Below are 23,536 nucleotides of genomic sequence, written 5' to 3' on the forward strand. Positions count from 1 at the left end.
GCAGGCACCGACCCACCACCAGACGGACACCGACCGACAAGGAGACACCTATGTCCGCACACCGCACCATGCGAGCGCGCCTCGCAACCGCTGCCGCGCTGCCACTCCTCCTCGCCACCACCCTCGCGGCTTGTGGCGATGACACGACGGACGAACGGCCGGCCGCCGTCCGCACCGCCTCGAACGGCGACCGCTTCAACGACGCCGACGTCTCGTTCGCGACCGAGATGATCCCGCACCACGCCGACGCCCTGGTGATGGTCGACATGACCCAGGGCCGCGAGCTCTCGCCCGAGATGACCGACCTCACCGAGGACATCCGCGCCGCGCAGGCACCAGAGATCGAGCAGATGGCCGACTGGCTGACTGCCTGGGGCGAGGACGTCCCGGAGACCTCGCGTGACCACGTGAACAGCCACGACATGGGCGACATGTCCGACGACACGGGCGGCGGAACGGGGATGGGGATGGACCCCGACGACCTCGCCGCGCTCGAGGACGCCTCCGGCATCGCCTTCGAGCAGATGTGGTTGCAGATGATGGTCGAGCACCACGAGGGTGCGATCGAGATGGCGCAGGACGAGCAGGCCGATGGCCTGGCCGACGACGCCGTGGCGCTCGCCGACTCGATCGAGAGCAGCCAGACGGCCGAGATCGACCGGATGGAGGAGCTGCTCGACCAGTGAACCGGCGGCGCGGCACCTGCGCGGAGGTGCCGCGCCACGCCGTTCGCCGACTCGCGTCCGGGATGCCCTGCTTGCTACGTTAGTCAAGTAAGTCAGTGGACAATGAGCGACGGGAGCGACGGCATGGTGACGAACGAGGGTGACTGTCGGGTCGTCGTGGTCGGCGCCGGCGCCGGCGGTGCGCTGGTCGCGACCCACCTGGTGACCGCCCTGTCCTCGCGCTTCCGCGTCGAGCTCGTCGACCCGGCGCCGACGACCGGTCGCGGGCAGGCATACTCCACCACGGACGACCGTCACCTCCTCAACGTCCCCGCCTCTGGCATGACCGCCTTCCCGCGCGATCCCGAGCACTTCCTGCGCTGGCTGCGCAACCACCACGACCCGAAGTTCCAGCCGCACGAGTTCGCACCGCGCGCCGTCTTCGGCCGCTACGTCGAGAGCCTGCTCACGACGGCGACCGAGTTCCCCGGCAACGCCCGGCTCGTACGCCGCCAGGCCGAGGTCGTCGACATCTCCGAGGCCGGCGGCGGCTTCGTCGTCGAGCTCTCGGACGGCGACCGGATCGAGGCGCGGGCCGTCGTGCTCGCGACGAGCAGCAAGCCGGGCACCGGCTGGGCGCCGGCCGAGCTGGCGGACGACCCCCGGCTCATCGCCGACCCGTGGACGCAGCCGATCCCCGAGGTCGGCGACGTGCTGATGCTGGGCTCGGGCCTCACGATGGTCGACCTCGTGATCAGCGCCGACCGGCCCGACCGCACGGTCCACGTCGTCTCGCGCACCGACGCGGTGCCGCACCCGCACGTCCTCCCCACCACTCCCCCGGTGCCGCCGCCGCCCGGCGTCACCCGGATCCAGGACCTCGACGCGCTGCGGTCCACGATCGCCGCGCACGTCGACACCACGGTCGAGGCGACCGGCGACTGGCGCGCCGCCATCGACGGGCTCCGCCCGGTGACCGCGCAGCTGTGGCGCGGCCTGCCGGAGGCCGACAAGCGGCGCTTCATCGCCGAGGACGCCCGCAGCTGGGACGTGCACCGCCACCGGATGGCGCCGGCGACCGCCCGCCGCTTCGACGCGATCGCCACCGCCGGCCGGCTCCAGCGCCACCGCGGCACCATCGCCGCCGTCCGTGCGGGCGACCACGCCCTCCACGTCACCCTCGACGACGGCACGGAGCTCCGCGTCGCCGCCGTCGTCAACTGCACCGGTCCGGTCGGCTCCATCGCCGCCGACCCGCTGATGACGCGCCTCGCCCAGACCGGACTCGTCCGCCCCGGCCCCGCCGGGCTCGGCATCGACACCGCCGACGACGGCCGGATCCTCGGCACCCTGCCGGAGCACCTCCCCTTCCTCGCCGTCGGCTCGCTGCGCCGCGGCAACCTGTGGGAGTCCACCGCGATGCCGGAGATCCGTGAGCAGGCCTATGACGTCGCGCGCGTCGTCAGCCGCTCGATGCACGGCGAGTCCCGGCGCCGGCCGGTCGACCCCTACGGCCTCACGCTGTCCACCAGCGCCGACGCCGCCGAGCGCTACAACGCCGCGCTCGGTCGGCTCCTGCGGCTCCAGGACGGTGTCGAGGACGGCCTTGCTGCTGCGGTCGCCGAGGACGAGGGCTTCGTCCAGGCCCACGCCGCGCTAGCCCTCCTGGGCCACGAGTGGGGGACGAACAACCACTGGCAGGCCTCGCTGCGCGCCGCCCACCGGGCCGCCGCCGAGCGCCACCTCGACGACCGCGAGAGCTCCTTCCTCGACGCCGTCACCACCCGCCTCCGCACCGACGAGGCCACCGGCGCGGCAGCCCTGCTGCGCCACGTCCGCCTCTTCCCGCGCGACGCCCTCGCCGTCAGCGTCGCCGTGCCGACGGTGGCCTTCGGCGGCCTCACCAGCGGTAGCCAGACCGCCGCGCTCGTCGAGTCGCTCGGCCGCTCCTACGGCGACGACTGGTGGTACGCCGGCCAGCTCGCGTTCGTCCGCCAGGACCAGGAGCGCTGGGCCGAGGCCGAGGAGCTGGCGTCCTACGCCCTCTCGGTCGAGCCCGCCTCCGGGCATGCGGTCCACGCCCGCGCGCACGTCTTCTACGAGACGGGTGACCACGTCGCGGGCCTGGCCTGGCTCGACGAGTGGATCCGCTCGCGCGGCCCCGAGGCCAACCACCGCTCGCACTTCTCCTGGCACGCGGCCCTCCACGAGCTGATGCAGGACGACGTGGAGGCCGTACGCCGTCGCTACGCCCGCGAGCTCGCGCCCTCCGTCGTCAGCGGGAGCCGGGTGGTGGTCGACAGCGGCGCGCTGCTGTGGCGCGGTCGCGTCACCGGCGCGTGGACCGACGACCTCCCGGTCGGTGAGGTCCGCGCGCAGGCACCGACCGAGTGGCTCACCGCTCCCCCGACGCCGTTCGCGGCGATGCACAGCGCTGTCCTGCTCGCCGCCGACGGCGATGCGGCCGCCCTCTCCCGCCTGGCCGACGAGTCGGCGCGGCACGAGGACCGCGTCTTCCGCGACGTCGTCGCGCCCCTGTGCGCCGGCCTGGTCTCGGTGGTCGAGGAGCGCTGGAACGCCGCGTCCGCGACGCTCACCTCGGTCGTCGCCACGATGGCGCCGCTCGGCGGCAGCAAGGCGCAGCGCGAGGTCGTCGAGGACACCCTGGTCTTCGCGCTCGCCATGGCCGACCGCAACGCGGAGGCCGCGGCGGTGCTCGACGAGCGGCTCTCCCGCCGCTCCTCGGCGCTCGACGCCCGTCGTCGGGCGGCCGTGGTCGCCGGTGTGCCCGCGGGTCGCTGAGCCACCATGCTCCAGGACGCGCTCAGCACCGTGGCGATCACCACGATGTTCGCCCTCGCGATGGTCGAGCTGCACGTGGAGCTCGTCGCGGGCGGCGCTGCGTGGCTCGCGGCCTGGTGGCTGCTGCGGGAGCAGTCGGCCTAGGCTGCACGCGTGACCCCGGACGACGTCGCCCGCTACGTCGAGGCGCTCCCGCAGGTCAAGCGCAAGGGGACCGAGGCACGCCCGGCGTGGTACGTCCGCGACCGCTTGGTCGCGCGGCTCGACGAGCCCGACACGCTGGTGGTCCGGGTCCCGCTCAGCAAGCGTGAGTCGGTCGTCGCGAGCTGTCCGGAGGGCTTCGGCGTGCCTCCTCGGATGGAGGCACACCACAAGGTCGAGGCCTACCTCGACCGCGTCGAGGATGCGGCGGTGCGCACCGCCATCGACCTCGCGTGGGAGATGCAGAGCCGCCCATGAGCCCGGACCCGACGACGAACCCGGTCTTCGACCGACTCTTCGACGAGGCCGTGCCCGCCCTGCTCGCGGGCGAGCACCGGCGCGACGAGCCGCCGGTCGACGGTGGGCGGTGGCCGGTCAGCGTCGTCGCCGTCCCCGACCCGCCGGCTCGCGACGCGATGGCCGAGCTGATGGCCGAGGCGCTGGTCCACGCCGGTCCGGGGCACTTCGAGACCGGCCGACCCGACGCCAGCCACCTCACGGTGCGTGCGCTCGAGCCCTACCGCGACGCCGCGTCCGCGGCGGACGGGATCACCGGCGCGTGGATCACGGCGATGGAGCAGGTCGGCCGGACGTCGGCACCGGTCACCCTGCGGCTCACCGGGGTCACGCTGACCGCCAGCGGGGTGATGGTGCAGGCCGAGCCCGTCGACGACGCACCGTGGGAGCTCATGCGGGGGCTGCGCATGGCGCTCGGCCCGCTCGCGTGGTTCGAGGACCAGTGGCAGGAGCGCGACATCTGGTACGCCAGCATCCTGCACTTCGCAGCACCCGTGGCGGACCCGGCCGGACTGGTCGACTGGGGAGGGCGGCACCGGCGATCGCTCGACCACGAGGTCACCCTCGACGCGGTGGTCCTGACCCGGTTCCGCTACTACGAGGACGGCGTAGGACGACACATGGCCATGGAGCCCTGGCACGCCACGTCCCTCACCGGCTGACCGGCGAGCCTCCGCAGCGGCCGAAAGTCTGCCGTGTGTCTGGACCTCCTACGGTGGGGTACGGGACCTGCACACCGACGAGAGGACTCCCGTGCACCACATCAGCAAGGCCACTGCCGTCATCACCTTCCCGGCCCGGACCGCGTTCGCGGTCGCGAGCGCCGGAGTGCGTACGACGGTCCGCCTGGTGGGTTGGGCTGCCGAGCAGGCCACCGGGCAGACCCAGGCGCGCCCGACCCCGGCCGTGGTGGTGCCCGACCCGATGGAGCCCACCCGCACCCCGCCGCCGGCGACGGGCCCCGCGACCACGACGGCACCTGCGACCAAGGTCCCGGCCAGTCAGGTGCCGCTGAAGTCCGATCCCACCCCGTCGCTGCCGGCCGGAGTCGCGGAGATCGACGCGGCGCTCGACGAGCCGGCGCCCGCTCCCGTGAAGAAGGCTGCGGCGAAGAAGGCCCCGGCGAAGAAGGCAGCCGCCAGGAAGGCGCCATCGAAGCAGGCTGCGGTCCTCGCGCCCGCCCTCGGCCTCTCGGAGGACGAGGTCGCCGAGCGCTGACGCGGGGCTCACACCCTGCTCAGGGCACCTCGAACGTCACCGTCTGCACGGGGTTGTCGAACTCCGTCGTGCGCAGTGACACCTGGACCTCCCATGTGCCCGCGGTGGGCAGCACGACGTCGCCGGAGTAGATGCCCGGGCCGAGGTTGGTCAGCGACACGGCGCCCAGGTCGACGTCGTCGGTCGACAGGCTCATCCGGGGAGCCTCGTGGCCCTCTGCGGGCTGGCCGGCCTCGTCGGTCATGGTGAGGGTGAGGGTGGCCGGCCCGACGCCGAGCGGCTCGAGGGTGACCTCCCCGGTGATGTCGTCGAGCTGCACGGAGTCCGAGCCGGTCCCCGTCGAGGACGACGCGACGGCCACCGTCGGCTCCGGGCTGCGGTCGACCAGGAACCCGGTCACCAGCAGGACGGCCAGCAGGACCGCGGCCTCGGCGTACGTCGTCCGCACCACGGACGCGGCCGCGGTGGTGCGCTCCGCCGTACGGTCTGCGCCGCGCAACCGCGGCAGGAGGGCGAAGCGGTTCCACGCGGCGATCGCCACCGCCACCAGGACGACGAGGATCTTGACGATCAGGAGGGTGCCGTAGGTCGTGTCGAGCAGTGCGTCGAGCGAGCCGGCCACGCGCCACGCCATCACCGAGCCGGCCACGACGAGCACCGCGAGGATGCCCGCCGCCCAGGTCGAGAACCGCGACAGCACCACGGCTGCCGTCTCTCCACGCCCGGACAGGTCGCGCAGCACGAGCGCGAGCGCCACCAACCCCCCGAGCCACAGTGCGCCGGCGGCGAGGTGCAGCACGTCGACCGCGATGACCAGCGCCTCCGGCGACGTGGCGCGGGTGTGCCCGGTGAGGGACGGCGCGGCCAGCGCGACCGCGCAGCCGCCGAGGACGAGGCCGCGGCGCGCACCCAGCGTGAGCGCGAGCCCCACGGTGACGGCGGCCGGGACGACGTACTCCCCGAGGGCGAGTGCCGACCACGTCGACCCGTCGCCGAGGGCCGATGCAGCGAGCCCGAGCTGGTAGAGCGCGACGAGCGGCACCGCCGCCCACCACGCCAGCACCGCGACGACCGCGGCGAGACGAACCGTGCTGCGCAGTCGACGGCGGGCGCCCTCGACCGCGGGGTCGAGCGGCAGGAAGAGCGCCGAGAAGCCGGCGACGCCCGCGGCGACGAGCAGGCCGACGTAGGCCAGCCAGCGGACCACGCCCAGCAGCACGGGCGCATCCGTGTCGGTGTCGGACGACGTGGGCACGTCGACGACGTCGCTGGGAGCGCCGACGGAGAAGCTGAGCGAGCCACCGATCGGGTGGCCGTCCGCCGAGACCAGGCGCCACACGACGACGAGGGTGCCCTCGTCGACCTCGCCGTCGAGGGAGACGATGAGCTGGGCGTCGCGCACCGTGGCACTCGAGGCGATCTCGGTGCCGGTGGCGTCGAAGACGGTGATCCCTGCCGGCACCCCGATCACGGACTCGTTGAAGCTGAACGTGACCTGCTCCGGCGCGGTCTCGAGGACCGCACCCTCGGCCGGGTCGGTGGCGATGAGGGTCGCGTGCGCAGCCGCCGGCGGCGCCGGCGCCAGCACCAGGACGGCGGTCAGCGCCAGGAGCAGGCCGGCGAGGAACCGCCTCATGTGCGGCGACGCCGGACGAGGAGCACGGCGCCGCTGGTGAGGCAGGCGGCGCCGACCAGGCCGGCGGCACCGTAGGACATCACGGCGTCCTGCACGGTCGTGCCGTCGACCGCCGTCACGACGATCACGGGCGCCGGCATCTCGAGGTCGGCGCGGGCGGCGGCGTCCTCACCGACCTCGGTCCACGCGGACTCCCCCACCTCGCAGCGCTGCACGACCGGGAACACCAGCTCGGCACCGACCTCGTCCGGGAGCCGGACCGAGAAGGAGACCTGGTCGCGCGTGCCGTCCGGCAGGGGCCGGTCGGTCCGGAACGTGACGGCCTCGTCGGTGACGGTCGCCGCCCAGCGCTGCGTGTCCTCGACGGCGAGGTCCGACACAGCGTCGGGCACCCGCACTGCGACCTCCGTGGTTGCCGACCCCTCGCAGCCGTGCGGCACCTCCAGGGTCAGCAGCGTCCTGGCGCCCGCCTCCGTGGTGGTGGCGTCGAGGCCCACGTGTGCCGACGCGGGGGCGGCGGTGCCCAGCCCGAGCCCCAGCGCCGCGAGGGCCGCCGCCGTGGCGGCGACCCGGGTGCGGGGGCGGGGCATGGGAGGTCCTGCGCCGTCTCAGTCGTCGGCGAGCGCGGCGACGACGCCGGCGCGGCTGTCGTCCTCGCTGGCCAGCACGCCGCCGTTGGCGACGATGTCGGCCGTGATCTCGGTGAAGACCATGCGGACGTCCTGGCGGCGGGCGCCGAGGATCTCCACGGCGCTGTCGGCGACGGCACGAGCGAAGTCCCGACGCTGCTCGACCGAACGGCCCTTCAGGAGCTCGACGGTGATGTTGGGCATGGGGGTCGTCCCTCTCTGGGGTTCGTGGTCCGGGTCCGGTGACGTGCTCACGCTACCGGTGGTTCACATATCTGACAACGGTTCGACAGGCTGACTTGGCGAGGACGGGCCCGGAGGTGGTCCTCCGGGCCCGTCCTGTCCGACTACCGCTTCTTCTTGACCCTGATGGCGAGCCGCTCGCTGGTGGACTCCGCCAGCGCACTCCCCTCGTAGGTCACGGTCAGGCGGAGCCGCTTGCCGCGTGCCTTGGGCAGCTGCACGAACACCCGTCCGCCGTTGAGCGTGCCGGCGATCTTCTTGCCGCCCCGGACCGCCACGACCACGTCGCCGGTGACCGGTACGCCGTCCGGGGCCCGGAGCACGACCCTGACCGTGGCGCGCTTGCCCTTCGTGACCTTGGCCGGCGCCTTCACCGCCATCTGGGGCACGACCTGGGCGACCGTGACCTCGAGGGTGGAGGACGAGGCCCGGTGACCGCCGTCACCGACGTAGCGGAGGGTGAGGCGGTGCGTGCCGGGCTGCAGGCTCTTCGCCGGCAGCACGATCGCGGACCGGCCCGACTCCAGGGCACCCGAGGCGAGCACGTCGTTGCCCTGGAGCACCTCGACCTTGCCCGTGGCGGCCGCCGGGGCGACGCTCGCCACCACGGTGCCGAGCTTGCCGTAGGTGAACGGTGCCGCGGCTCCCGCCACCGCCGAGGTGAGAGGACCGCCACCGCCGCCACCGCCCGTACCGCCCCCGCCCGTACCGCCTGCGGGCCGCACGGTGATCGTGACGGTCGCCGGCGTCGAGGTGATGACGCCGTCGCTCACGGTGTAGGTGAACCGGTCCCTGCCCACGAAGCCCTCGTCGGGCGTGTAGGTGAAGGACCCGTCGGCCTGGAGGGTGACCGAGCCGTTGACCGGGTCGCTGGTCCGCGTCGCCGTCAGGGCGTCGTCGTCCGCGTCGGTGTCGTTGGTCATGACACCCGGTGCCGCGACCGACATCGCCTCGCCCGCGACGGTGTCGTAGGCGTCGTCCGCGGCCTCCGGCCCGGTGTTGGGCACCTCCGTCACCGTGATGGTCACCGTCGTGGCGGCCGACGTCGACGTGCCGTCGCCGGCCCGGTAGGTGAAGGTGTCCGTGCCGTTGTAGCCCTCGTCGGGCGCATAGGTGAACGACCCGTCGGCGGCCAGCGACACGACTCCGTGGGCGGGCTGGGTGACGTCACCGGCGGTGAGGGTGTCGTCCTCGGCGTCGGTGTCGTTGCCCAGGACCCCCGGAGCCGGGACGCTCAGCGCCACGTCCTGCACCGTCGAGTACGAGTCCGCGACACCGGCGGGTGCAGCGTTGGGCTTCTCCTCGAACAGCTCGACGACGTCGGCGGCGCTCAGCTCGTAGCCGTAGATCCGGAAGTCGTCGACCTGCTCGGTCGGACGCGGGTCGTTGTAGCTGCCGTTGGCGATGAAGTTGGCGGTGGTGCCGCCCGCTCCGACGTCGCCGATGTCCATCGGGATGTTGTCCCGGGAGGCGACGACCGCGCCGTCGAAGTAGATCTTTCCGGTCGTGCCACCGCCCGTGGGCGAGGGCCCCAACGTCAGGACCACGTGGGTCCACTGGTTGAGCGGAAGGTCCGCGTCGCCGGGCAGCTGGATCCGCTGGTCCGCGCCGTTGTCGACCCGGAGCGTGGCCGCGAATCCCCGGTCACCGTTGATCGTCGACGACTGGAGCAGCAGGTACTCGGTCGTGTTCTTGCCGATCTGGAGGTGGGTGGTCCAGTTGGGCAGGGCGGTCGGGCGGATCCACGTCGAGACGGTGATCTCCTCGTCCATGCCGACCGTGATGTCGTTCGGCAGCTGGACGTGCCCGGCACCGGGCAGGTTCACGCCGGCGCCGAACTTCGCGGACGGCACCCAGCCGGCGTTGCCCTGGAGCACGGCGTTGCCGATGGCCGGGTCGGACCCCGAGTTGACCGAGGTGGTCCCACTGCCCTCGTCGAACTTGTAGTGCACCGGGACGCCCTCGCCCACGGGGGGCCTGGCGACGGTGTGCGACACGGTGCCCGTCGAGTCGCGCCAGCCCGCGTCCGCGAGGAAGCGGACCTCGATCTGGTGCGTCTTGGGTGCCAGCGTGACCTCCGGGAAGGTGACCGCGCCGTTGGCGACCGCGACCGCGCCGCCCTCACGGGCGCCGTCGATCCACAGCTCGGCGGTGCCCGCCGGGTTGGCGTTGGCCGAGTCCTTGACCGTCGCGGACACCGTGATCGGCGCCTCGAACGGTGACGGGGACGCCGGGCTGACGCTGACCGTCGTGGTCGTGTTCAGCGCGGTGCCGTCGGCGTAGATGCCGGCGACGTCGGACGCGGTCAGCGCCGAGGTGTAGAGGCGTACGTCGTCCATCTGGCCGTTGAGCGGTGCGTCGGGGAACCCGTTGCGGCCCAGCCAGTTGTTCTCGGTGTTGGCCCCGACCTCGGGGAGCTCGACCGTCAGGTCGGTCCTCTGGGCGATCTGGCTGCCGTTGAGGTAGAGGGTGCCGGTCGCGCCGGCCCGTGTGAACACGACGTGGTTCCACGCGTTGACCGTGAGGTCCCGCGCCGGAGTCGCGCGGATCCGCTCCTCCGGGTTGGTCGGGCTCGCCAGACCAGGGCCCTTGAAGGTCGCCGCGAGCCCGGTGTCGCCGTCGGCGCGGGTCTCGGTCTGGATCTGGAAGTAGCCGCCGGTGTTGCCGGTGCCCGTCCCGATGTGGAACAGCCCTGCCCAGTTGGTCGGCTGCTCGTCTGGACGCACCCAGAACGAGGTGGTGAAGTCGGTCGCACCCTGCAGCACGTTGTCCGGGAGGTCGACGGCGTTGGTGTTGGCGCCCCCGAGGAGGTCGACCGCACCACCCTCGACGCCGTTCGCGTTCCACGTCGTCGTGCCGGTCAGGGTCGCCGCACCCACGGTCTGGTCGGTGCCCGTGTTGGCCGCCGTCGTACCGGTGCCTTCCTCGAACCGGAAGCGGATCGGGACCTCGGTGGCTCCGGCACGCGAGCCCACGACCACGAGGTCGTCGACGACGAGCCCGGCGCCCGAGCTGCCGGCCGTGAGGACCAGCGGCATCCGGCGAGCGGTCGCGGTGAAGGTGCCGACGTAGGTGCCGAAGGCGTTCTGCGAGGACAGGTCGGTGCCCGCGGAGAGATCGGCCGAGAGGCCGCCGACCGTCAGGTTCGCCGTGCCCGGGGCGGTGCCGGCGGACCGGCTGTCACGGGCGTAGCGGATCGAGAGCCGGTAGTCCTGGCCGACGTCGAGGCCCTGGAGCGTACGGGTCAGCTTGCCGGTCGTGCCCATCGCGAGGTGGTAGCCGGTGAGGCCGAGACCGCCCATGCCCGCGGCCTTGGCGCGGATCAGCTGGACCTGGTCCTGGACCTCCCACGGCGACATCCGGCCGTTGCCGGGCGCGACCTCGAAGCTGGTCGGCACGTTGTCGGACTGCCAGCCGACCGGGAGCCGCGGGTACTCGAACTGGTCGACGACCTTGGGGGCCGGCGAGTCCATCTTCACCTGCGGGTCGATCTGCACGATCTTGGCCATCGACGGGGTGCCGGTGCTGCTCCAGAGGAACACCATGTAGGCGCCGGGAGGCGCGTAGTTGCCGTTGGTCGGCGAGGTGATCGTGACCGTGCCGCCACTCTGCGTGAAGGCCAGGTCCTGGAAGTTCTGGTCGTTGTTGAACCCGTGGGTGACCGATCCGTTGCGGACCAGGGTGACCCGGCTGATCGGGCTGTCGGACGTCATGGTGAACGTGCCGTTGTAGCCGACCTTCTTGGGCGCGTTGGTGACCTGCGGGCGTGTGGCCGCGGAGTTGCCGTCGAAGAGGTAGGCCGGCGAGTAGTACTCGACGTCCGTGTAGTTGCGCGGGCCGGGGGTGCCACCGCCGCCGATCATGATGCGGCCGTCGGGCAGCAGCAGGGCGATCGAGTGGTAGAGCCGGGCGTGCTCGTAGGGGATCTTGACCTCCTTCCACACGCCCGTGTCCGGGTTCCAGATCTCGGCGTTGGTGACGTAGCCGCCGTTGCCGTTGTTGTCGCGCGAGCCGCCGGTGACGATGACGTTGCCGTCGGGCATCACGGTCGAGGTCGGCCAGTGGCGGGCGTACTTCATCGGCTGGGTCGCCGCGACGACCGGGGTGTCCGTGCCACCGCTGATGTCGACGGTGAGGCCGGCGCGGGCGCCGGCACCGCCGCCGCCGTTGGACCACGTGCCGCCACCGACCTGGAGGATCTTGCCGGGGCGGTACATCGTCGCGGTCGACGTGGCGCCGACCGGGTTGCCGAGGTTGCCCTGGTTGCCGGGCGTGCCCTGACCGAGGCCGCCGCGCATCGTGATCGCGCCGTCGCCGGACGGGTCGAGCTCGAACATCTGGGTGCCCGTGATCGTGAACAGCTTGCCGTTGGTCGGGGCGACGAACGAGCGGGGGTACCACCAGCGGTTCTCGCCACCGTTGGCGGCGCCGCCGCCGCTGCCGTACGCCTGGACGCTGGTCGCACCGGTGAGGAGCTTCCACGAGCTGCCGGCGTCGGGTCGGTAGATCTCCGGCGTGAGCACACCGGGACCGCCGGGACCGCCCTTGAGCGCGCCGCCCTGGACGACGACGGAGCCGTCGGGCGTGGTGGTGCCCGTGGGGTACCAGCGCGGGTAGTTCATCGGGGCCTCGTTGCGCAGGCCCGAGTTGGTGGAGTAGCTGGTGACACCGATCGCCGAGTCGTTGGGCGCGTTGCCGCCGAGGCCGTCGTCACCGCCGACCGTCATCGTGGAGCGACGGTGCGGCATCTGCACCTGCATCGAGCAGAACAGGTCGGTGTAGGTCGCGTTGGGCAGCAGGCCCGACGCCGCCGTGGCCGCCGTCCGCATCACCGAGGGGTCCCAGATGTCGATCTCCATCTGGCCGCCCTGCGTCACGCAGTCGTTGCCGCCCCAGTCGTAGGGGTTGTTGTCGGTGCAGCCCGAGGAGACCGAGCCGAAGGACTGGACCTTGCCGTCGGAGGTCAGCGCGGCGTTGATCGGGACCAGCGGCCACGGCGTCACGCCGCTCCACGACCCCTGATCGTCCTTGGCGGGCGGGGAGCAGTCAGCGGGGAGGAGGCCGGCCGAGTAGGCGATGCCCCTGCGCAGCTGCAGGCGCACGAAGTCGTCCGCGTCGTTGTCATTGGCGTTGCCGCCGTCGTTGGCAGCCGTGTAGGCCGACGCGTGGTGGCCCAGCGAGGAGTACCACGACCGGCCCTGCTCGATCTTCTGGCACCAGGTCACCGGGTGCGTGGTGCCCTCCTCGCCGACCTCGGTGCCGGCGGGGTACGACGACTCGTCCACCGTCACCAGCGTGCGCACGTCCTGCGAGGGGTTGACGTCCCACTCGTACCACTCGTCGGTGTAGGAGAGCGGGGACTGGAGGCCCGCGGTGAGCGGGTGGGTGCCGTCGCTGACGGTGACCGTGCCGCGCTGGCCGCCGGCGGGCTCCGGGTGACCGGTCGCGGCGGCGCCGACGAGGCGGCGGTAGAAGGGGTTCACGTCGTGCTCGGTCTGGTCGGGCGACCACGCCGTGTAGTGGATGCCGGCGAAGCCGCCGCCACCCTCGATGTAGGCCTTGAGCGCCGCACGCTGGTCGGTGTTGAAGAGCACGCCGGCCGTGTGCGCGAAGACGAGGACGTCCTTGGTCGCGAGGTTCGCCGGGGTGAAGGCCGTCGCGCTGGTGGTGTCCTGGACCTCGGCGACGGCCTGGGCCGGGTCGCCGGTGTTGTTGTCCAGGCCGTACTCGAGCGCGAGCGCGTCGGCCATCTCCTTCACTGCTGCGCGGGTGTTGGCCACCGACCCGTGCACGCCGTCGCCGCTCGAGAAGAGCAGGACGCGCAGCACGTCGTCGTCGGCCGCGGCTGCGGCGGCCGGCGCGGTGGTGGCCGCCGCGGACAGCGGGAGGGCCACCGCGAGGGCGATGGTCGTCGCCACGAAGTGGCGGAAAGATCGAAGTTTCATCAGCGTTCCCTTGGGCTCGGCGGTGCGGAGCTCGGCGGGCGGCGGGTGCGGTCTGCGCTCACGAGACGAAGGAGAACGTATGACGCCCATCACACAGAGTCAAGAACTCTGTCCATAATCCTGAACAGGCTTTGCTTGTAGTTCACGTACATGAAAACAGGCCTGGGCGGTCGAGTCCCCCGCACGGGGTCGACCGCCCAGACCTGGTCTGGGGGTGGGGTGTTGCCGGGCTACCGGCGCACGCGCGCGCTGCCGCCGCCGGCGAGCGCGCGGACCTCCGCGGCCGTCGCCATCGAGGTGTCGCCGGGGGTGGTCATCGCGAGGGCACCGTGGGCGGCACCGAGCTCGAGGCACTGCTGGAGGGGCTCCCCCTCGAGCAGGCCGTAGACGAGCCCGGACGCGAAGCCGTCGCCACCACCGACCCGGTCGAAGATCCCGAGGTGGTCGCGGGGGGTCGAGGCCAGCACGCCGGTCTCCGGCGACCAGGCGATCGCCTGCCAGTCGTTGTCGCTGGCCGAGTGCACCGTGCGCAGCGTCGTGGCGATCACCTTGAACCACGGCATCTTCTCCGCGACGGTCGCGACCATCGCCTCGAAGCTGTCCATCGGCAGCGAGCTGAGGTTCTCGTCGACGTGGGCCACCTCGAAGCCGAGGGAAGCGGTGAAGTCCTCCTCGTTGCCGATCATCACGTCGACGTGCCCGGCCAGGCGGGTGTTGACGTCACGGGCGAACTCCGGGCCGCCGATGCCGGCCCAGAGGCTGGGGCGGTAGTTGAGGTCGAAGGAGACGACCGTGCCGTGCTTCTGGGCGGCCGCCATCGCCTCCTCCGCGACCGCGGCGGTGTTCTCCGACAGCGCGGCGTAGATGCCGCCGGTGTGGAGCCACCGCACACCGCGACGCCCGAACAGGTCGTCCCAGTCGACGGTGCCGGGCCGCATGTGGGCGATGGCGGTGTTGGCCCGGTCGGACACGCCGACCGCGCCCCGGACGCCGTAGCCGCGCTCGGTGAAGTTGATCCCGTTGCGCACGGTGCGACCGATGCCGTCGTACGGCTCCCAGCGGATCGCCGAGGTGTCGACGCCGCCCTGCATGATCAGGTTCTCCACGAGGTGGCCGATCTCGTTGTCCGCGAGCGCGGTCACGACACCGGCGCGCAGGCCGAAGACCTTGCGCATGCCGCGGGCGACGTTGTACTCCCCGCCGCCCTCCCACGCCTCGAAGCGGCGGGCGGTGCGGATGCGGCCCTCCCCCGGGTCGAGTCGCAGCATCACCTCGCCGAGCGCGACGATGTCGAGCTCGCACTCCTCGGCGGGACGGGTCTCGATCATGCGGGGGCTCCTCGGAGTTCGGGCTGGAGAGAGTCGTAGAGGGCGGTCGACGCGGCACACCGTGCCGCGACCTCGTCCCAGCGGCCGTGCGCCAGGAGGTCCCCGGCGACCATCCAGCTGCCGCCGACGGCGGCGACGGACGAGTGCGCGAGGTAGGCGGGCGCGCTGTCGACGGTGATGCCGCCGGTGGGCATGAAGCGCACCTGCGGGAAGGCGGCGGCCAGCGCCTTGATCGTGGGCAGGCCGCCGTTGGCCTCGGCCGGGAAGAACTTGACGGTGTCGAGGCCGAGGTCGAGGGCCTGCATGATCTCGCTGGGCGTGGTGATCCCGGGAATCACCGGGACACCCGCGTCCTGGCACCGGCGTACGACGGACGCGCTGAGGCCCGGCGACACCACGAAGCGGGCACCCGCCTCGAGCGCCTCGTCGACCTGGCGCGCGGTGAGGACCGTGCCGGCCCCGACGACCAGGTCGTCGCGCTCGGCCAGGCGACGCAGCACCTGCGCGGCCTCGGGCGTGCGGAAGGTCGCCTCGGCGACCGGGAGGCCGCCCTCGACGAGGGCGGCTCCCAGCGCGTCCGCCTTGGCTGGGTCGTCCAGGACGACCACCGGCACGATCCGGTGACCGCCCAGGACGTCTGTGGCCGTCACCGCAGCTCGGCGATGACGGTCTTGAGCTCGGTGTAGTCGTCCAGGCCGAACGACCCGAGCTCGCGGCCCCAGCCCGACTGCTTGAAGCCACCGCGCGGCAGCGTCACGTCGTCGGCGTGCCACGTGTTGAGCCAGACCGTGCCCGCGCGCAGCTTGCCGCCGACGCGGTGGGCGGTGCCGAGGTCCCTGGACCACACACCGGCGGCCAGGCCGTAGACCGTGTTGTTGGCCGCGGCGACCACCTCGTCCTCGGTGTCGAACGGGATCGCAGTGATGACCGGGCCGAAGATCTCGTCGGTCTGCACGGCCATCTGCTCGGTGACGTCGGTGATGAGCGTCGGGGAGAAGAAGTAGCCCTTGTCGGCGGCCGCGTCGGCGCTGCCGGCGGCCAGGGTGGCGCCGTCGGCGACCGCGCCGCGGACGTAGCCCATGACCTTCTCGTGCTGCTCCTGCGAGACCAGCGGGCCCATGGTGGTGGCCGGGTCGAAGGCGTCGCCGACGCGGATCGCCTTCGCCGCCTCGGCGACACCGGCGATGACCTCGTCGAAGACGTCGCGCTGGACGTAGAGGCGCGAGCCGTTGACGCAGCACTGGCCCTCGTTGAAGTAGCCGGCAAGCGCGGCGCCGGCGATGGCGGCCTCCAGGTCGGCGTCGTTGAAGATGATGTTGGGCGCCTTGCCGCCGAGCTCGAGCGAGACCTTCTTGAGGTTCTTCGACGCACCGGCCGCGATCTTCTTGCCGACCTCGGTGCTGCCGGTGAAGGCGACCTTGTCGACGTCGAAGTGGTCGACGAGCGCCGCGCCGGCGTCGCCGAAGCCGGGCAGGATGTTGACGACACCGGCGGGCACGCCGGCCTCGAGCAGCAGCTGGCCGAGGTAGAGCGCGGTGAGCGGCGTCTGCTCGGCGGGCTTGAGCACCACGGTGTTGCCGGCCGTGATCGAGGGGATGATCTTGAAGGCGGCCATCGTCAGCGGGAAGTTCCACGGCACGATGCCGGCGACGACGCCGATCGCCTCGCGGCGCGTGTAGGCGTGGAACTCGCGGCCGGGCACCGACATCGGGATGGTCGTGCCCTCCATCTTCGTGGCCCAGCCCGCGAAGTAGCGGAAGAGCTCGGCCGCGACGCCGACGTCGCCGCGTGCGGACGCGAGGGACTTGCCGTTGTCGAGCGACTCGAGCTGCGCGAACTCCTCGGCGCGCTCGTCGATCGCGTCGCCGATGCGCCAGAGCAGGTGGGAGCGCTCACGCGGGGTCATCCGCTGCCAGGGCGAGCCGGCCTCGAAGGCGTTGCGCGCGGCGACGACGGCGCGGTCGGCGTCGACGGCCGACGCCTGGGCGACCTGGACGAGGACGTCCTCGGTGGCGGGGTTGACGGTGTCGAAGGTCTGGCCGTCCTTGGCGTCGACCCACTCGCCGTCGATCAGGAGCTGGCGCGGCGAGGAGAGGAACGAGGAGACGGCGGGGAGGAGCGGGGACTCGGTGGACATGAGAGGCCTTCCGGGAGGGTTCGGGGTGGTCGTACGTCGGGAGGTCGGGTGGGTGGCTACTTGATGATCAGCACCTTGGATCGGTCGAGGGTGAGCGCGACGGCGGCGACGATGATCGCGCCGTAGAGGATCTGCTCCCACGCCGACGGGACGCCGACGATCGGGAGTCCGACACGCAGCAGCGTCACGACGAGGGCACCGGTGAGGCTGCGCCACAGGGAGCCGTGGCCCCCGGTGATCGCCGTACCGCCGACCACGATGGCCGCGACCGCGGGCAGGAGCAGGTTGTCGGCCATCGTCGGGCTGCCGCTGAAGTTGCGGGAGGCGAGCATGACGGCGGCGAGGCCGGCGCAGGCGCCGGAGACGGTGAACGCGGCGACCTTCACCGCGTCGACGGGCGTTCCGGCCAGGCGTGCGGCCGACTCGGAGTAGCCGGTGGCGCGGACGAAGCTCTCCAGCGGCGTCAGCTTGATGACCAGCGAGACCACCGCGACGACGAGCACCGCGACGAAGAACGACATCGGGACGTAGCCCGCGACGTAGAGGTTGAGCCACGCGGTGGCGTCGCGGTCGATGACGCGGATCGGGCCGGCGTCGGAGATGACGAGCGCGATCGCGGAGAAGATGCTCATGCCGCCGAGCGTCACGACGAACGACGGGATCCGGAGCACGACGTGGGCGATGCCCTGCACGGCCCCGATCGCGCCGGCCGCGGCGACGACCGCGAGGATCGTGAGCCCGCCCAGGTCAGGCAGCCACATGGCGAAGAAGACGGTCGACAGCGAGCAGAGTGCGGCGATCGAGAGGTCGATGCCGCCGCAGAGGACCACCAGGGTGGCGCCGGCGGCCAGGACCACCAGCGGCGCCGAGGTGCGGACGGCCGCGGTGAGGCTGCGCTGGGTCAGGAAGTCCGGGTCGGCGATCGTCAGCGCGGCGAGCAGCGCGACCAGCGCGATGACCGGCATGAACGACGTGACGCGCTGGGCGGCGGTGGGGGCGCCCGTGACGACGGCCGGCTCGGCCGCCGGGTTCGCGACGGGGTCTGCGATGACCGGGGTGCTCATACCATCTCCTTGACGAGGTCGAGGGGGGTCGGCTTGCCGCCCGAGGGGCAGGAGACCTCCTTGGTCGCGCGACCGTCGTTCATCACGATGATCCGGTCGGACATGCCGATGGCCTCCTCGAGGCTGTCGGCGAGCAGCACGGTGGCCACGCCGCTGTTGGCGAGCTCGCGCATGAGGCGGTAGACCTCCGAGCGGGCCCCGATGTCGAGGCCGCGGGTCGGGTGGTCAAGCAGCAGGAGACGGATGTCGCCGGCCACCAGCCAGCGGGCCAGGACGACCTTCTGCTGGTTGCCGCCGGACAGCCGCCCGATCTGGGTGCCGCGGTGCGGGGTGCGGATCGAGAGGCGCTCGATCCAGGTGTCGACCAGGGTCGCCTGCTTCTTCGGGACCACCATCGGCCCGGTGCAGCGCGCCTTCTGCTTGGTCAGCATCATGTTGTCGGCGACCGACATCGGCCCGACCATGCCCTCGATCTTGCGCTCGGCGGGGACGTAGCCGACGCCGGAGGCGACCGCGCCGCGGGTGCCGGACAGGTCGAGCTTCTCGCCGTCGAGGGTGACCTCGCCCGCGAGCGTCGGCTCGGCCCCGAACAGGGCCCGGCACACGTCCTCGCGCCCCGAGCCGTGCACGCCGACGATGCCGACGATCTCGCCGGCGTGGACCTCGAGGTCGACGTCGCGGAAGGTCCTGCCCGACAGGTTCTTCACGACCAGGCGCGGGCGGGCAGGCTCGTCGGACCGCTCGGCGAGACCGTCGTGGTAGTGATCGTCGGAGCCGGTGGAGCCGATCATCATCCGGTGCAGGTCGGCCGGCTCGGCGCCGGCGGTCGGCACCTCCCCCACCGACTGGCCGCCGCGCAGCACGCTCACGCGGTCGCACACGTCGAGCACCTCGTCGAGGCGGTGCGAGACGAAGACGACCGACGCGAACTCGCGCAGTCGGCGTACCTGCGTGAAGAGCGTCTCGATCTCAGCCGACTCCAGCACCGAGGTCGGCTCGTCGAGGATGATCACCGGCGGGTGGGACGTGCGCTCCTCGATGCGGAGCACCTTGGCGATCTCCACCATCTGGCGCTCCGCGAACGACAGCGAGTCGGTGCGGGCCAGGGGGTCGATGTGGGAGCCGATCTTGTCGAGCTGCTCCTGCGCGAGCCTGCGCATGGTGTCCCAGCGGTAGACGCCGCGGCGTACGCCCGCGCCCTCGCTGCCGAGGACGATGTTCTCGGCGGCCGTCAGGTTGGGCACCAGCGACTGCTCCTGGAAGACCATGCCGATGCCGTGGTCGGCCGCGTCGACGACGCTGCGCAGCCTGACCTTCTCGCCGCGCACCCAGATCTCGCCGGCGTCCGGACGGACCAGCCCGACGAGGGCCTTGAGGAGGGTGGACTTGCCGGCGCCGTTCTCGCCGGCGAGGCCGAGCACCTCGTTCTGCTTCACCACCAGGTCGACGCCGTCGAGCGCCTTGACGCCCGGGTAGTGCTTGACCAGGCCGCGCACCTCGAGGGCGTTGACGGTGGCAGGGCTCTCCTGCGGGTGGGTGGTCACGGCGCTCACTTGGTCACCTGGTTCCTACGACGCTGGGGGAGGACGGCGGCTGAGACGGCCGCGACGACGATGAGGCCCTGCACGCCGCCCTGCCAGTAGGGGCTGACCCCGACCTGGACGAGGCCGTTGGTGAGGACGGTGACGAGCAGCACGCCGACCGCGGAGTGGAGCACTCCCCCGCGACCGCCGGTGAGGAGGGTGCCGCCGACGACCGCGGCGGTGATCGCCGCGAAGTCGTAGCCCTTGCCGGCCTGGACGAGGCCGGCGCTGAGCTGGCTGGTGACCATCACCCCGGCGAGCCCGTAGAAGGCACCGGCGAGGGTGAACACCGCGACCTTGTAGGGGGCGACCTTCACCCCGGAGAGCGCGAGCACCTCCTCGGCACCGCCGATGGCGTACGCATAGCGGCCCAGGCGCGAGTAGCGCTGGATCAGCCAGCCGACGAGCACGCAGCCGACCGCGATCCAGGTGAGGTAGGCCAGGCCGAGGAAGCGGTGGACCGCCCAGCCGTGGAGCATCTCGTCGTCGATGTTGGGCTGCACGCCGGCGAACATGAGGGTCGCGACGCCCAGCCCGACCGCGGAGACGCCGAGCGTGGTCATGAACGACGGGACCCTCAGGCTGACCAGCGCCATCCCGCTCAGCAGGCCGAGGCCGGCTCCGAGCAGGATCGCGACCAGGATCCCGAGCAGGCCCCAGTCGTTGCCGTTGCGGTTGTTGGCGACGAGGAGCGCGACCGCGATCGCGGAGGCACCCATCACGCCGGGGACGGAGAGGTCGATCGACCCCATCATCAGCACGAAGGTGATGCCGCAGGCCACGACGGCGAGCACCGCTGCCGCGTCCATGATGTTCTGCAGGTTGCCGACCGTGCGGAAGTCGGAGCTCAGGGCCGCGAAGACCGCGAAGATGACGACCAGGGCGATCGGTGGACCTGCGTCGAGGAGCGACACCCCCCGCCGAGGCCGGGGGCGCGGCGGGACCACCACGTCGGGGTCGGCCTTGGCGGGGGATGTCATGGTCACGAGATGGCGCCCTGCGAGCGGCTGAAGACGTTGTCGCACTCGAAGTCGGCAGCGTCGACCTCCGGGGAGGTGAAGTCGCCGACGTTGTCGCCGGTGATCAGGAACTGCTCGGCGAACCAGGCGCGGTCCTCGTCGGCGATGTCGTCGACGGAGAGCTCGCCGGTGGCCACGCAGTAGCCGATCGCCAGGCCGATGCCACCCTGCCACGGGCCGTCGGAGGAGACGGTCGCGGTCATGGAGCCGTCGCCGATGGCGGTCAGCGCGTCCGGGACCGCGTCGATGCCGACGACCGCGACGTCGTCACGACCCGCCTGCTCGAGCGCGGCGAGGGCGCCGAGCGCCATGTCGTCGTTGGCGGCCCAGATGCCCTTGATGTCGTCGCCGTGCTTGGTGAGCAGCGTCTTGGTGACCGCGAGCGCCTCGTCACGCGAGAAGTTGGCGGTCTGCTGGTCGAGCAGCTCGACGTCGGGGTTCTCCTCCAGCGACGCCTCGAGACCGGCGAAGCGGTCCTTGGCGGCACCGGTGTCCAGGATGCCCTGGAGGGCGATGATGCCGCCCGAGCCACCGATGGCCTCGGCGAGCGCGTCGCCGATCTGCTGGCCGGAGGTCACACCGTCGTAGGTGATGTGGCTCAGCCACTGGCTGTAGTCGGTGACGTTGACGTCGGCCGGCTTGTTCCACTGGGTGACGAGGTAGGCGCCGGCGTCCTGCGCACCCTCGACGATCGGCAGGGTGTCCGAGTCGCCGTTGGGCAGGATGTTCATGACGAGGCACTCGGTGTCGCCGGCGAGCAGCTGGGTGATCTGCTCCTGCTGCTTGGTCGAGTCGCCGTCGTAGGTGAGGCGGTCCTGGGAGAGACCGACCTGCTCGGCGAAGGCGTCGCCGCCGTCGAGCCACGCGGCCTCGTAGGGGTTGGACTCGTTGCGCACCTGGCCGACGAGGACGACGTCCTCGGGGGCGCAGCCGCCGGCCTCGGCACCGCCGCCGCCGGTCCCGCCTGCCTCTTCACTGCAGCCCGCGAGGGCAGCAGCGGCCAGGGTCAGGCCGATGGCAGCGGCAGTGGGTCGGGAGATGGACTTCATGGTGATCCTCATTCTCTTCGGTGCCGGGAACGGCGGTGGGACTGAGCTGGACGAGATGTGGTGCGCCCCGAGGAAGGGTGGTGCTGTGTGCGGACTGTGGTGTGGAGGAGCTGCGTCAGCGCGCCATCCAGCCGCCGTCGACGACCAGGACGTGGCCGTTGACGTAGTCGGCTGCGGACGAGCTGAGGAAGACGGCGGTGCCGGCGATGTCGTCGGCGCTGCCCCAGCGGCCGGCGGGGATCCGCTCGAGGATCGACCGTGCCCGGTCGGGGTCCTCGCGCAGCGCCGTGGTGTTGTCGGTGGCGATGTAGCCGGGCGCGATCGCGTTGACCTGCACGCCGTGCGGGCCCCACTCGTTGGCGAGGGCCTTGGTGAGGCCGGCGACGGCGTGCTTGCTGGCGGCGTACGACGCCACGCGGATGCCGCCCTGGAAGGTGAGCAGGCTGGCGATGCTGACGACCTTGCCGTGGCCGCGGGCGACCATGGTGCGGCCGACTGCCTGGGTGAGGAGGAAGACGCCGTTGAGGTTGACGTCGAGCACGCGCTCCCAGTCGTCGCGGGCGAGGTCGACGGTGTCCTGGCGGTCGATGGTGCCGGCGTTGTTGACCAGGACGTCGACCTCGCGCGAGGCGGCGAGCTCGGCGCCCACCTGCTCGACGGCGGCGAGGTCGCCCATGTCGAGCTCGACGACGTCGACCTTGCCACCGAGCCCGACGACCTCCTCGCGGGTCGCGTCGTTGCTGCCCGGCCGGCCGACCAGGACGACCTCGGCACCGGCGCGGGTCAGGCCGAGCGCGATGGCCCGCCCGATGCCGCGACTGGCACCGGTCACCACTGCGCAGCGGCCGGACAGGTCGAAGGGGGACGAGGTCACAGGTCCTCCACCGCGACGGGGCTCAGGTCGGTGTAGACGTTGTTCTCGCCCGCCATCGCCCAGATGAAGGCGTAGGAGCCGGTGCCGGCGCCGGAGTGGATCGACCACGGCGGGGAGATGACGGCCTCGCGGTTGCCCACGACGAGGTGACGGGTGGAGCCGGGCTGACCCATGAAGTGGAAGACCCGGTCGTCCTCGGCGAGGTCGACGTAGCAGTAGATCTCCGTGCGGCGCGGGTGCAGGTGCGGCGGGAAGGTGTTCCACACCGAGCCGTTGGCGATCACGGTGACGCCGAACTGGAGCACCGCGGTCTGGAGCTCCTGGCCCCACGCGTAGCGGAAGAGGCTGCGCTCGTTGGCCGCGTCGGAGGAGCCGAGGGCGACCGGCTCGACCTCGCTGTGGCTGAGCAGCTGGCTGGGGTACGACGCGTGCGCCGGGGCGGACACGAAGTAGAAGGCGGCCTCGGTGCCCGCGAAGGCGACCTCGCTCCCCCGGCCGACGAAGAGGCCGTCGAGGTGCTCGAGCTCGTGCTTGTCGCCGTCGACCAGCACGTGCCCGGCGCCGCCGACGTTGATGATGCCGAGCTCGCGACCGGCGAGGTGGGTCTCGGTGCCGAGGACCTCCGTCCAGGCCGGCAGGTCGAGCTGACCGGTGCCGGGGACGGCGCCGCCGACGAGCAGGCGGTCCTCGTGCGTGTAGGTGGCGCGCACCTCGCCCTCGACGAAGAGGTCCTGGACGAGGAAGCTGTCGCGCAGGTCCGCCGTGGTGGCAGTCTCCGCACTGGTCGGAGCTGACGAGTATCGGACCTGGATCAACGGAAACCCCTTGTTTTGTGAACTGCGTTCG

Annotated in this window: 19 protein-coding genes; 6 read left to right on the plus strand and 13 right to left on the minus strand. The window is 72.1% G+C overall.

Going from position 1 to position 23,536, the window contains the following annotated elements; translation table 11 throughout:
- Positions 1 to 50 precede the first annotated feature (50 nt).
- The 6 genes from JI751_RS20165 to JI751_RS20190 all read left to right on the plus strand — a co-directional run bounded on the left by JI751_RS20165 (position 51) and on the right by JI751_RS20190 (position 5,183).
- Positions 51 to 686: a DUF305 domain-containing protein gene (locus JI751_RS20165; protein ID WP_236666635.1), complete on the plus strand. Its 636-nt coding sequence runs from the start codon at positions 51 to 53 to the stop codon at positions 684 to 686.
- Between the two features lie 102 nt (positions 687 to 788).
- Positions 789 to 3,467 (plus strand): FAD/NAD(P)-binding protein, encoded by a 2,679-nt coding sequence (locus JI751_RS20170; protein ID WP_201940606.1) that lies wholly within the window; start codon positions 789 to 791, stop codon positions 3,465 to 3,467.
- A gap of 6 nt (positions 3,468 to 3,473) precedes the next feature.
- Positions 3,474 to 3,611 carry a hypothetical protein gene (locus JI751_RS20175; RefSeq protein WP_201940607.1) on the plus strand — a complete coding sequence of 46 codons (138 nt, stop codon included), beginning with the start codon at positions 3,474 to 3,476 and terminating at the stop codon, positions 3,609 to 3,611.
- Between the two features lie 9 nt (positions 3,612 to 3,620).
- Positions 3,621 to 3,926: a hypothetical protein gene (locus JI751_RS20180; protein ID WP_201940608.1), complete on the plus strand. Its 306-nt coding sequence runs from the start codon at positions 3,621 to 3,623 to the stop codon at positions 3,924 to 3,926.
- Positions 3,923 to 4,627 (plus strand): hypothetical protein, encoded by a 705-nt coding sequence (locus tag JI751_RS20185; protein WP_201940609.1) that lies wholly within the window; start codon positions 3,923 to 3,925, stop codon positions 4,625 to 4,627. Before JI751_RS20180 ends, JI751_RS20185 begins: the two co-directional genes overlap by 4 nt.
- Before the next feature lie 91 nt (positions 4,628 to 4,718).
- Positions 4,719 to 5,183, plus strand: a complete 465-nt coding sequence (locus tag JI751_RS20190) for a hypothetical protein (protein WP_201940610.1) — start codon at positions 4,719 to 4,721, stop codon at positions 5,181 to 5,183.
- A gap of 19 nt (positions 5,184 to 5,202) precedes the next feature.
- Here JI751_RS20190 and JI751_RS20195 read toward each other — a convergent pair whose 3' ends face one another.
- The 13 genes from JI751_RS20195 to kduI form a co-directional block, all read right to left on the minus strand.
- The gene (locus JI751_RS20195; RefSeq protein WP_201940611.1) at positions 5,203 to 6,819 is read right to left on the minus strand and encodes a copper resistance CopC/CopD family protein; all 1,617 of its coding nucleotides are present in this window, start codon (positions 6,817 to 6,819) and stop codon (positions 5,203 to 5,205) included.
- Positions 6,816 to 7,409 (minus strand): YcnI family protein, encoded by a 594-nt coding sequence (locus tag JI751_RS20200; RefSeq protein WP_201940613.1) that lies wholly within the window; start codon positions 7,407 to 7,409, stop codon positions 6,816 to 6,818. Before JI751_RS20200 ends, JI751_RS20195 begins: the two co-directional genes overlap by 4 nt.
- Before the next feature lie 18 nt (positions 7,410 to 7,427).
- Positions 7,428 to 7,652, minus strand: coding sequence for a tautomerase family protein (locus tag JI751_RS20205; RefSeq protein WP_201940616.1), 225 nt, complete (start codon positions 7,650 to 7,652; stop codon positions 7,428 to 7,430).
- Between the two features lie 143 nt (positions 7,653 to 7,795).
- Entirely contained in the window at positions 7,796 to 13,636 is a 5,841-nt protein-coding gene (locus JI751_RS20210) for a LamG-like jellyroll fold domain-containing protein (protein WP_236666636.1), read from the minus strand.
- A 230-nt stretch (positions 13,637 to 13,866) separates the two neighbouring features.
- Entirely contained in the window at positions 13,867 to 14,964 is a 1,098-nt protein-coding gene (locus JI751_RS20215) for a sugar kinase (protein WP_201940620.1), read from the minus strand.
- Positions 14,961 to 15,614, minus strand: a complete 654-nt coding sequence (gene eda, locus JI751_RS20220; protein ID WP_201940622.1) for a bifunctional 4-hydroxy-2-oxoglutarate aldolase/2-dehydro-3-deoxy-phosphogluconate aldolase — start codon at positions 15,612 to 15,614, stop codon at positions 14,961 to 14,963. Before eda ends, JI751_RS20215 begins: the two co-directional genes overlap by 4 nt.
- Complete coding sequence (locus tag JI751_RS20225) at positions 15,611 to 17,101, minus strand: aldehyde dehydrogenase family protein (protein WP_201940624.1); 1,491 nt, start codon at positions 17,099 to 17,101, stop codon at positions 15,611 to 15,613. The genes eda and JI751_RS20225 overlap by 4 nt, the downstream gene beginning before the upstream one ends.
- A 56-nt stretch (positions 17,102 to 17,157) precedes the next feature.
- Entirely contained in the window at positions 17,158 to 18,165 is a 1,008-nt protein-coding gene (locus JI751_RS20230) for an ABC transporter permease (protein WP_201940626.1), read from the minus strand.
- The gene (locus JI751_RS20235) at positions 18,162 to 19,718 is read right to left on the minus strand and encodes a sugar ABC transporter ATP-binding protein (RefSeq protein WP_201940628.1); all 1,557 of its coding nucleotides are present in this window, start codon (positions 19,716 to 19,718) and stop codon (positions 18,162 to 18,164) included. Before JI751_RS20235 ends, JI751_RS20230 begins: the two co-directional genes overlap by 4 nt.
- Positions 19,715 to 20,728: an ABC transporter permease gene (locus tag JI751_RS20240; protein ID WP_236666661.1), complete on the minus strand. Its 1,014-nt coding sequence runs from the start codon at positions 20,726 to 20,728 to the stop codon at positions 19,715 to 19,717. Before JI751_RS20240 ends, JI751_RS20235 begins: the two co-directional genes overlap by 4 nt.
- A gap of 2 nt (positions 20,729 to 20,730) precedes the next feature.
- A complete protein-coding gene (locus JI751_RS20245) occupies positions 20,731 to 21,816 on the minus strand; it encodes a sugar ABC transporter substrate-binding protein (protein ID WP_201940630.1) in 1,086 nt (361 codons plus the stop codon).
- Between the two features lie 115 nt (positions 21,817 to 21,931).
- Positions 21,932 to 22,690, minus strand: coding sequence for an SDR family oxidoreductase (locus tag JI751_RS20250; RefSeq protein WP_201940632.1), 759 nt, complete (start codon positions 22,688 to 22,690; stop codon positions 21,932 to 21,934).
- Positions 22,687 to 23,505: a 5-dehydro-4-deoxy-D-glucuronate isomerase gene (kduI, locus tag JI751_RS20255; protein WP_201940634.1), complete on the minus strand. Its 819-nt coding sequence runs from the start codon at positions 23,503 to 23,505 to the stop codon at positions 22,687 to 22,689. The genes JI751_RS20250 and kduI overlap by 4 nt, the downstream gene beginning before the upstream one ends.
- Positions 23,506 to 23,536: the final 31 nt, after the last annotated feature.

The sequence above is a fragment of the Nocardioides baculatus genome (assembly GCF_016735675.1).
GTDB lineage: Bacteria > Actinomycetota > Actinomycetes > Propionibacteriales > Nocardioidaceae > Nocardioides > Nocardioides baculatus.